This is a genomic window from Acidobacteriota bacterium, assembly GCA_019347945.1.
Classification (GTDB): Bacteria; Acidobacteriota; Thermoanaerobaculia; order Gp7-AA8; family JAHWKK01; genus JAHWKK01.
The window spans coordinates 23,632-34,135 of the sequence record JAHWKK010000023.1; the positions used below are offsets into that span (position 1 = coordinate 23,632).

The following is a 10,504-nucleotide window of genomic DNA, read 5'->3' on the forward strand; positions in this document are numbered from 1 at the left end:
ACGATCCCCGAATACTTCGAGGGGCACTGGGTCGAGATCACAGGAGCCGATGGTGTGGTGAAGGGGGTCTGGGAGATCGCAGAGGGATCGATCAGCGACCGAGCGGTGACACTCGAGTCGAATGCGGAGTCGGGGACCGCAAGCGTCGAGCCCGGAGACCAATGGCGGGGCGTCTACCGGTTCGATGCGGTTCATGTAGAAGGTAGATCGAGAGTGACCACCGAAGACCCGGTAGTGGTGGCAGATGTTCGCTACGACGATGGAGTCTTACTCGGAGACGTCTCAGCGTCTTCGGTGACAATTGGTGGAAACATCGAAGCGGAGACGTTGAGAACGACAGATCTGAGGGTGATTACAGGAGGAGCTCTGAGTCATCCGGCAGGACTGGAGAGTGGCTTACAGCTCGAAGTGAGCGGGACCCTGACGATCGACGCTGGTGGATCGATCGACGTGAGCGGGAAAGGGTACGCGCCGGACCAGACGCACCCGAGCGAGAGTGTGCAGGCTGGCTATGATCGAGGTGGAAGTCACATGGGTCGAGGAGGCGGCCGTTACAGTGATCGCCCGTCGGGACCGACCTATGGGAGCGTGACGAGACCGAGAGAGCTTGGGGGAGGAGGCGACCGGTTCCGGGGAGGCGGACGGGTCGAGATCGACGCAGGATCGTTGGTGATCCACGGATCGATCCTCGCGGATGGAGGGGGCGATAGAGCGAGTGGAGCAGGAGGCTCGGTGTGGATCCGGGCGGAGGAGATCCACGGCGACGGTGTGATTGGTGCGAGCGGGCCTCTGACGATCGACTATGGAGCTGGTGGAGGTGGTGCGGTCGCGATCGAATACACGACAGCGGCATCGGGCACCTGGCGAGAGAACCTCGCGTCTGAGGGGGCTGGCAGCAGTAGTACCGCGTACAGGAACTCTGCGGCAGGAACGATCTTTGTTCGAGACGCGAGCGCTGAGTATGGAGATCTGCGGATCGACAACAGCGGGATCAACAGCAGCAACTCGACGGTGCTGCCGTCGCTTGGAGCTGGAACGGCGCAAACGGGAAGCACGGGATCGGCGCTGGTGACGGATCGTGCGAAGACGATCCCCGAATACTTCGAGGGGCACTGGGTCGAGATCACAGGAGCCGATGGTGTGGTGAAGGGGGTCTGGGAGATCGCAGAGGGATCGATCAGCGACCGAGCGGTGACACTCGAGTCGAATGCGGGGTCGGGGACCGCAAGCGTCGAGCCCGGAGACCAATGGCAGGGCGTCTACCGGTTCGATGCGGTTAAGATCGAGGGGGCTTCGGCGCTTTCACCTGATCCGGTATTGAGTACGACTCCCGTCCAGTTGACCAACGCGTCCTTCACGAACGGTAATCTGGCTGCTCCCCAGGTCGACGCGTCGCTGATCGCGATCGATTCGCAGCCGACCGGCACCACCATCATCGGCTCTGCCGGTGCGGTCTCCGACGACGACCAGCCGCTCACCGTCACCGCAACGAACAGCCGTACGGCCGAACAGTTCACCACGACCGCGGCGAGTCACGGCAGCTTCTCGCTCCCGGTATCCGGAATCGCGGGTGACACCTTCACGATCTATGCGACCGACACCCACACGTGGCCACTCTCGAGCCCGGCCGTATCCGTCCCGGGATCGATCGTCGAGACCAACTCGCTCTCGAGTCTCACTCTGACCGAGAGCTCGGTTGCCGGTGGAACCTCGACGACCGCGACGGTCACCCTCCAGTACGCCGCGTTGCACGACATCGGCGTGGCGCTTTCGAGCAGTGATCCCTCGATCGCCTCAACGCCGTCGAGCATCATCGTGCCGACCGGCTCTTCGAGTGCCCAGTTCACGATCACGACGACCGAGCCGGCTTCTGCCACGGACGTCACGGTCACAGCTCAATTCGTGACGATTGCGTCCGCGACACTCACCGTCGAGGCGGCGCCTCAGACCGAGCTCACCTCTGTCCGGTTCGAGCGGACAGAAGCATGGCCCGGCGAGACGCTCGCGGGAGTCGTCCAGCTGAACGGGGCCGCACCGGCAGGCGGGGCCGTCGTGACTCTCACGAGCACGAACGACGTGGTAGCCTCCGTTCCCTCTTCAGTCGCTGTGAACGAAGGGCTCACGTACGAGATCTTCAGTCTCAGCGCCGGTACACCTTCCGTCGATGAGCTCGTGACTCTCTCCGGCAGCTACGGCTCGACCGTCACCTCCGACGTCACGGTTCGCGTATGCAGCCCCATGCCGGCGATCACTCCCTCGGCTCTTTCGCCACTGGCCTCGACCTGGTTCGACGACGCGGCTCCCGCAGGAGCGACGGAGAGCGGAACGGGAGGTGTCTGGACGACGGATCAGGCAGAGAGCGGTACGTCCTCTCTCCACTTTGCAGCAGCGGCAGGCCTGCGCGAGTACGCGATCGCGGCCGCACCGGAGGGATTGGCAACGGTCGATGGTGACGTAGTCGCCTTCCATGCACTCGTGAATCCATGTAATCCGCCGCGCGAGATCGTGCTCACCTGGAGCGACGGAACGAACGAGCTCGTGACGAACTGGGGTGAGGATCTGATTACGACGACCGCGGAGAAGCACGTCGTCGGTCCAATCCCTCGATCGGGAGCCTGGGAACGACTCGAAATCTCCGCTGCCGAGCTCGGTCTGGCGGGGATCACGGCCTCGGGTCTCTCCATAGAAGTCTACGACGGAGAAGTGTGGTTCGACCTGATGGGAATCGATACCTGCGTCACCGATCCGGCGGCCCCCTTTGCGCTACCGCACGACGAGATCTGGCTCGACGAGTCTTCCGGTGTAGAGACGGGGACCGGGCTCTGGTCGACTACGCACGTGGTCAGTGGTCTCACCGCGCTCGAGCTCACTGCGGCGGACGTCACGACCGAGCACGTTTTCGATTCACTCGATCCGGTCACGCTCCTTTCGGGTGACAGCCTGGTCGTCTGGATTCTGCCCGATGAGTGCGATCCGCCGACGACACTGCTGCTCGACGTCTACGCTGGTACGTGGGACCACGCGGTCTACTGGGGCGAAGACCTCATCACCACCACGACACCACCATTGTCCCGGGGATCGATTCCGGAGTGGGATGAATGGACACGCGTGACGATACCGGTCGACGACCTGGGAGTTGCGGGCCAGACGCTCAGCGGCCTCGCGATTCGGACGCTCGAAGGACGAGTGACGATCGATCGCGTAAGCGTCGAACGGGGTGCCCAGTGAGCAGACATCGAGTTTCAGAGTATCGGGAGAAATCGAATTCTCGTGCTGCTCTCCTCCATCGTTACGAGGACCCCTTGGGACAGCGCTTCACCCTCCGCTCTCACGAGGCCGACAAGTCGGACACTCAGGTCTGCAAGAAGGGTGTCCCGAATTCTTACGAGGACTACACTCGGGGACGTTTGTCGATTGAGCGCAAGGATCTCGCCGAAGTCGAGATCCTTAGTGACGATCGTGAACCCGTTGGCCGACGCAAAGGTGACAATCTCGAGGTCACCAGCGCTCTGATCACCGAGCTGGAGCCAGGAGGAGGCTTCGACTCCGGATCTTTGGAGCTCGTCCGCAAGGGAGGCTGGAAGATTGACGTCCAGCAAAAGCTTCAAGCGCCTTCAACCCGCCGGGGCAGTTCGACTTCACGGTCGGACACGACCCAGGCCGAATACCGAAGCGCCGCTGGAATGTCCTCAGGCTCGAGGAACGGGTATGCGTCGAGGATCTCACGATCGCTGTGGCCCGAGGCGAGGAGATCGAGCAGATTGCTGACCGTGAAGCGAATTCCTCTGATGCAGGCCCGCCCACCCATGACTTTGGGGTCGCGCGTAATGCGCTCGAAAATCTCCATGATGTCTACCCATTCTGGAGGAACCGATCGCGAAACGCCAGATAATCCCGAAGAACGACGAGTGTCCAGCGGCACGCGACGATGGCATGGAAGGACTACAGCCGCCCGTGCCGCTGCTCCGCGCGCCCCGCTCCCCTGGCTCCTGAATCCCGGCTTCTGGCTGCTGCTCCTCTTCGCACTTCCCCTCTCCGCGCAGACCCCGCCGCCGGAAGTCGAGTACGCCGACGATTTCCAGAGCTATCAGCGAAACGACAATCCTCCCGGCTGGTTCGATACTCCGGTCGGAAAGCCCAAGCCGCAGGCGGACGGGCTCTACAAAGTCCGAACGGATCCGACCGAAGGGGCCAACGCTTCGAACCTCGTCTACGGAACCGTCCAGGCGTCCGGGATGCCGGCTGGAGAAACGCCGCGCATCGGAACGTTCTCGACGCTCACCACGCACACCTTCGACGGGACGGGTCGTTTCGAGTACACCGGAAGGCTCGTACGGACGCGTAAAGACTCCGCCATCGGCATCACATTCTTTTCCTCCTATCCGGAAGTCGATTCCTACTACATGATCGGCCTCTGGTCCCGGGCGGAATCGAACGACCTCACGATGCAATGGTTCTCGCCCGACGATCGCCTGCTCGGCGGCTCGATCGACAGCGGCGTCACCCTCGAGCCGAACACGTGGTACCGCTTCTACATCCAGGCGGATGCACTTCCCACGGTTACGCGCGTGCGCGCCAGATTCTGGGTCGATGGTGATCCGGAGCCCTCCCAGTGGCAGATCGACGGCTTCGACGACGCTTCTTCGCGCCTGACATCCGGCCGGATCGGAATGTGGGCCGCCGTCAGGGGGGAGTCGTATCTGGACGACCTGTGGGCAAAGTCCCCGATCGACGTCACTCCGCCGGAGATCACAGTCACCGAGAACGATCTTTCTCTCGCGAACGGCGCGATGTTCAATCGCGACGCGACCCCGGCCATCACGGTCGTCGACGACATCGATCCCTCACCGAGCTGGAAGGCGACTCTCGACGGAGACTCGTTCGTCTCCGGCTCGACAGTCGCAACCGAAGGATTCCACCGACTCGAGGTAGAAGCCTTCGACGCGGTGCTGAATCGTTCCGCGATCGCCATCGATTTCGTCATCGACAAGACCCCGCCTCAGGTCGCGTTTTACGAGGGCGACAACGCTCTGGATGATGGAGTACATCTGAACAGGACGATCGTGCCTCGTCTTTACGTCCTGGACCTGACAGCGACGACCGTTACCGCCACTCTCAACGGCGCGATTTACGAATTCGGCCCCGTGGCAACCGGGACGAATTACCGGGAAGGTTCTCCGGTCGGAGACGAGGGAGCCTGGGAGCTGCACACGCTCGTCACCGACGCGGTGGGCTGGCAGACCGAGAGCAAAGTCGTTTTCGTCGTCGACAAGACTCCACCGGCGATCACACTCGACTCCCATGAGGAGGCCGCGGTCGTCGCTACGGCCGATATCGTTCTCGCCGGTGCTGCTGACGATGCGATCGTCGTTACGGTGAACGGATCGGACGCAGCGATCGATCCGCTCACCCGTCACTGGAGCCTGCCTGTCTCGCTCGTGGAAGGATCGAACGCTCTGTCGATTCGTGCTGAAGATCGAGCGGGCAACGTGACAACAATGCAACGGTCGATCATTCTCGACACGATCGCCCCGACACTGAAGATTCTCTCGCCGTCGAGCGGCCATTGCACGAACGCCGACGTCATCGAGATCGTGGCGGAAGCGACCGATCCCAATCTGGAATCGGTATCGGTCTCTGCCTCGAGTGACGAAGCAGTCCTCGATTCCGTCGCGGCCATCCGTGCTGCTGACGGGTCGTGGGCCACATCTCTTCCGATCGCTGCCGAAGGCGAGTGGCGCATTCGGGTCGTCGCCGTCGATCGTGCGGGGCATCAGAGATCGGCTTCGGTATCTCTGGGCGTCGATCGCACTCCACCGACGATAAAGATCATCGAGAACGGACAGCCCTTCACGAGCACGCTTCTGTCACGATCCGTCACTCCGCAGATACGGATCGACGACGCGGACTCCAAAGCGTCCTTCACCGCGACTCTCGACGGCGAGCCATGGGAGTCGGGAACGCAGATCATCGCCGAAGGGGACCATGCCCTTCTCGTCAGTGCGGCCGATTGCGCCGGTAACGGCTCGGAGAGCTCGATCACTTTCACGATCGATACGACGAGCCCGACCATTACTTCGACTGATCCCGAAAACGGCGCTCTCCTCGGGTCGCTCCCTTCGACCCTCACCGGCTCCGCCAGCGAGCCGGTCGGCTCCGCGACGCTGACTTCGGGTGACGGCGTGGCTAGGAAGGGTGTCGTGTCGGGTACGAGCTTCAGTTTCGGCGCGCCCGGCTTCGGCGAAGGACGCAATCGTATGACCCTCGAGGTGAACGACGAGGCCGGGAACGCTTCGCAGATCGCACTCGAGGTGACCATCCGCACCACTGAGCCGGCCGTCGACATACTCGACAACGGCACGCCGGTCTCCGATGGGGCGGTCTACCGTCGCCCGGTCACACCCGAGATCCGCTCGACCGATCCCGAGGCGACGATCACGGCAACGCTGAACGGCTCGACATTCACTTCCGGCACGGTGATCACCAGCGACGGTACGTGGAACCTCTCGGCAACGGCCACCGACACACTCGGGCACACCGGATCCGCCGCGGTGTCGTTCTCGATCGACGCGACTCCCCCCGTCGTCTCGATCACTTCACCCGCCGCGGGCGCGAAGGTCGAGGGCTCGGCCGTGACCGTCATGGGAAGTGCCTACGAGGCGGCGAATGTCTCGGTCAACGGCACACCTGCGACGCTCAGCGGAACGGACTGGACTGCCTCGGTTGCGCTCGATCTGATCGACACCGTGATCGTTGCGACCGCGCTCGACGCGGCAGGCAATCGCGCCTCCGCCTCGATCGAGATCGAGCGCCCACGCCTCCCCCCGGCAATCGTCGTGACCTCACCGGTAGACGGAACGAAGACCAATCGCCGCGAGACCGTCATCGACGGCTTCGTCCCGAGTGCCGGCTCGGTCGCATCGGTCACGGTCGCCGACCACAACGGTGGCGAGCAGAGCGTGGCGGTCGATGCAACGGGAAGGTTCCGCGTTACGGGGTGGCCACTCACCGCCGGGGCGAACACGATCACGGTCGCCGCGACCGGTGATACGGGAGTGACCACCTCGACCAGTGTCACGGTGGAAGCGGACTTCACCGCGCCGTCGCTCACGATCCTCGCCGACGGTGTCGAGCTTCGTCAGGACGACCGTTTCGACAGCGCGCCGGCACTCACGACCTCCGTGTCCGACCTCGAGGGAACGGTCACGACGACGCTGCGTGTCGACGCCGGGCTCGTCACCGAGCCGTTTACGACCGCGGCGGATGGATGGCACACGGCGATCGCCGTCGCCACGGACGAAGCGGGTAACCAGAGCCGCATCGAGCGACGCTTCCAGGTCGGAGGCCCGGTCCCGGTTGCGGGATGCTTCATCGAAGGGCTCGATCCCATTGACGGTTCGGCAATCGCCGCGACCTCGACACGCTTCGGCGGAAGAGTCGGCGGGGCGGCTGGCGCAACCGTCAACGGCTCACCCGTGACGCTCGAAGACGGCACCTTCTGCACGACCGTCAACTTACCGGCTGAAGGGGCGAACACGATCACCGTCCGCTGCACCGACGAGACCGGAAGCGCGACCGGCGATCCCGCGATGATCACACTCCACCGCGTTACCGGAGCTCCATCGATAACGATCGGCTCGCCGGTGAATGGCTCGATCTTTACCGCTGCCGGTGGTGAGATCAGTGTGAACGGCACGGCCGACGGGGCCACGGAAGTACTCGTCAACGGGAAGGTGGCGGCCTGGGATGGCTCCACTTTCTCGGCGAATGTGCTCCTGACCGACGGCGTCAATCAGATCAGCGCGACCGCGCGTGACGCACTCGGAAATGTGGCGGTCGATACGACGACGATCCGTTACGAAAAAAACCTCCCGAAGATCGTGATCACCTCGCCGAGCGGAACCTTCCGCACCGGTGCATCCACTGTGCAGGTGAGTGGCACCTGGCGTGATCTCGATCCGGTGACTCTTAAGATCGGGACGATTCCGGCGAGTGTGCGGTGGTTCTCCGACACCCACGGCGCATTCGTCGTGAACGACGTACCGGCCTCGACGGGTACCTCGACACTGACGGTCACCGGGGAGGACCGAACGGGTCGTGCCGCGTCCGCGCAGGCTGCGATCGAGCGGACTGACACGCGCCCCTGGATCGTCATCGACTCTCCGCTCGATCAGACGGCACTCGGTGCTTCCGCGACCTCGATTTTCGTGCGAGGCCGCGCAGCGGGTGCACCCTCCTCGAACATCGACGTGAATGGAACGCTCGCCGCGATCGCCTCGACCGGAGTGGCTCCTGCCGGTTCGACGCAGTCGACGACCTACGAGTTCGAAGCGACGGTGCCGTTGAGCGACCTCTCCACACTGACGCCGGTCGTCGCGCGGATCACGCAGCCGGACGGCGCAGGAGCGTCATTCGTCATCTCGCTGCAACGCTTCTCCGACGCTCCCGCCGTCGCCAGCGTCTACCCCGAACCGGGAGCGACGTCGGTCGACACGAGCGTGCTTCCACTGCTCCTCTTCGGACATGCGATGGATCGCGATTCCATTCGCTCCGCGTTCTCTCTTACGAGCTCTGCCGGCACGGTCCTCTCCGGTGTCGTCGACCTCGACGGAGAAGTGCTGAGCTTCGCTCCCGCCGCGCCTCTGCAGCGAGGGGAGACCTATACGATCACACTCGGAACCGCGGCAACTGATATTGCGGGCGTGCCGCTCGGACAGCAGTTCAGCTCGACCTTCACGACGGTGGGCACGGCTCCTTCGAGCGCTCCGACGATCGATCCGGTTGGCGTAACCTGCGCGTCGAGTCTGACATTGACCGGCACGGCTCCCGCGGGCTCGCGTGTGCGGATCGACCAGGGAACGCTTCAGCTGAATGCGACGACCTCCTCCGCTGGCGTCTGGAAGGTGGAGCTCGCGCTCGACGGCCGCGACGGTTATCGTCTCCTCCGCGCGCGCGTGGTCGGGATCGACGGATCACTCTCCCCCGCGGCCGAAGCCTGCATCCGGATCAGCTGTGATCGCTTCCAGGTCGTCTCGTCGAGCTTCGACCGCGAAACGAACGTACTGACGATCGACTTCTCTTCGAGTCTCGACCCGGCGAGTGCGACCTCCTCGACGATCACGCTGACCCGCGCGACCGGCGAGACGGTGTCGACATCGATCGCGGTCTCCGGCTCGAGGGTCACGGTGACCCCGTCGCTCGACCTAACGGCCGACTCGTTCACCCTCGACGTCACGACCGGGTTGCTGCGCGACGACGGCGAGCCGCTGGACGCACCCTACACGCGAACCTTCTCCGGCAGCGGCGACGAGCCGGTTGCGGGAGACGGCGAAGGACTCCTCTCCGGCGCGGTCCGTACCGGTGAGGAGGGGAGACCGCTGTCGCCCGCCTCCGTCGAGGTTTCCGAGCCGGTCGGCGCCTACTCGACTACCCCCGCGGAGGACCACCAGTGATCAGGAGCCACGAGTCAGGAGCCAGGGATCAGGGGCTGGAGACCAGGAGCTCGAGGCCAGGGCGAGAGCTTCGAGCGACGAGCGCGCAGCGCAGAGTAGCGCCGATTGCCAAATCGGCCGTACCGCAGCTCGCCAGAGCTGCAGGCTCACAGCGACCAGTAGCGCAGCGAGCGCCTAAGCGTAGCGCAGGTCCCAACCTGCCGGACCGCAGATTTCAACGTGCATCCTGGGCGGACCCCCCGTCCCTCGCCCCTCCGCGCGCCGCTCGCCCCTCGTCTCCGCTCGCCCGTCACAGCTTCCACACCGGAACTTCCAGCTTCCGCAGCCTTTTCTTCAGATCTCGGTCGAAAGTTGCGACCGGCCATCCTCGGCTGATCGCAACCGAGGTCAGAGCGGCGTCCGTCAGGTGTGGGACTACGTCCGGCCAGAGATTCAATACACGTCTCATATCGAGCTCGTGGATGACGTGGAGCGCCGGGAAAGACAAGGTCTGCTCCAGAAGTGCCGCGATGGTGGCCGGCGCCAGACCGTACGCACTCTTCAGTACGAAGTGCAGCTCGAACAAGACGAACTGGGGGACGTGGAATCGCAGGCGATCACTTTCGGAGAAAAGGTCGAGCGCCGCTTGGTTCTGGTCTGGATCGCGATCAGTAAGGTGCGACAGAAGGAGATTGGTATCTATGACGACGGAGTCCAGGACTTACTTCTCCTGTGAGCGACGGTTCCGCTCAGCGCCCCATGCTTCGCGAGCTTTGCGGATGTCCTCGGCGATATCCCCCGGTCCGGTCTTGATGGATCCCCCGAGCTGGAGAAAGGGGTGGGCCTCCAGGGGAGAGACCTTGACCGTTCGACCTTCGATCTCCCACACCATGCGGGAGCCGGTCTCGAGCCCAAGCGCGTCACGGACCTCCTTCGGAACGGTCGTCTGGCCCTTGCTGGTTATTTTCGAGCTCGCCATTTCCCTTACCTCTACTATTAAAAGTAAGGATTTGCTCTCCAAATTTCAAGTGGACGCTCGGAACCGGATGGGACGTCGTGTAGCGCCGAAGCCA

General features: G+C 63.6%; 6 protein-coding genes. 2 read left to right on the forward strand and 4 right to left on the reverse strand.

Annotated features, from left to right (window positions below; translation table 11 throughout):
* Positions 1–3,228: hypothetical protein (locus KY459_13395; GenBank protein ID MBW3565709.1), on the forward strand; the 3,228-nt coding region annotated here is incomplete at its 5' end.
* A 14-nt stretch (positions 3,229–3,242) separates the two neighbouring features.
* Here the strand turns inward: KY459_13395 and KY459_13400 are convergent.
* Positions 3,243–3,608 (reverse strand): DUF5615 family PIN-like protein, encoded by a 366-nt coding sequence (locus tag KY459_13400; GenBank protein MBW3565710.1) that lies wholly within the window; start codon positions 3,606–3,608, stop codon positions 3,243–3,245.
* Complete coding sequence (locus KY459_13405; protein ID MBW3565711.1) at positions 3,605–3,847, reverse strand: DUF433 domain-containing protein; 243 nt, start codon at positions 3,845–3,847, stop codon at positions 3,605–3,607. The genes KY459_13400 and KY459_13405 overlap by 4 nt, the downstream gene beginning before the upstream one ends.
* A 61-nt stretch (positions 3,848–3,908) precedes the next feature.
* Between KY459_13405 and KY459_13410 the strand changes: the two genes are divergently transcribed.
* Complete coding sequence (locus tag KY459_13410; GenBank protein MBW3565712.1) at positions 3,909–9,452, forward strand: Ig-like domain-containing protein; 5,544 nt, start codon at positions 3,909–3,911, stop codon at positions 9,450–9,452.
* Positions 9,453–9,741: 289 nt separating this feature from the next.
* Here KY459_13410 and KY459_13415 read toward each other — a convergent pair whose 3' ends face one another.
* A complete protein-coding gene (locus KY459_13415) occupies positions 9,742–10,149 on the reverse strand; it encodes a PIN domain-containing protein (protein ID MBW3565713.1) in 408 nt (135 codons plus the stop codon).
* A gap of 3 nt (positions 10,150–10,152) precedes the next feature.
* Positions 10,153–10,410 (reverse strand): type II toxin-antitoxin system PrlF family antitoxin, encoded by a 258-nt coding sequence (locus KY459_13420; protein ID MBW3565714.1) that lies wholly within the window; start codon positions 10,408–10,410, stop codon positions 10,153–10,155.
* Positions 10,411–10,504 lie beyond the last annotated feature (94 nt).

What these genes read in the sequence shown, in the direction of transcription:
- KY459_13405 (MBW3565711.1), bottom strand. Translation starts at nt 3,847, where the DNA reads ATGGAGATTTTCGAGCGCATTACGCGCGACCCCAAAGTCATGGGTGGG.
- KY459_13420 (MBW3565714.1), bottom strand. Translation starts at nt 10,410, where the DNA reads ATGGCGAGCTCGAAAATAACCAGCAAGGGCCAGACGACCGTTCCGAAG.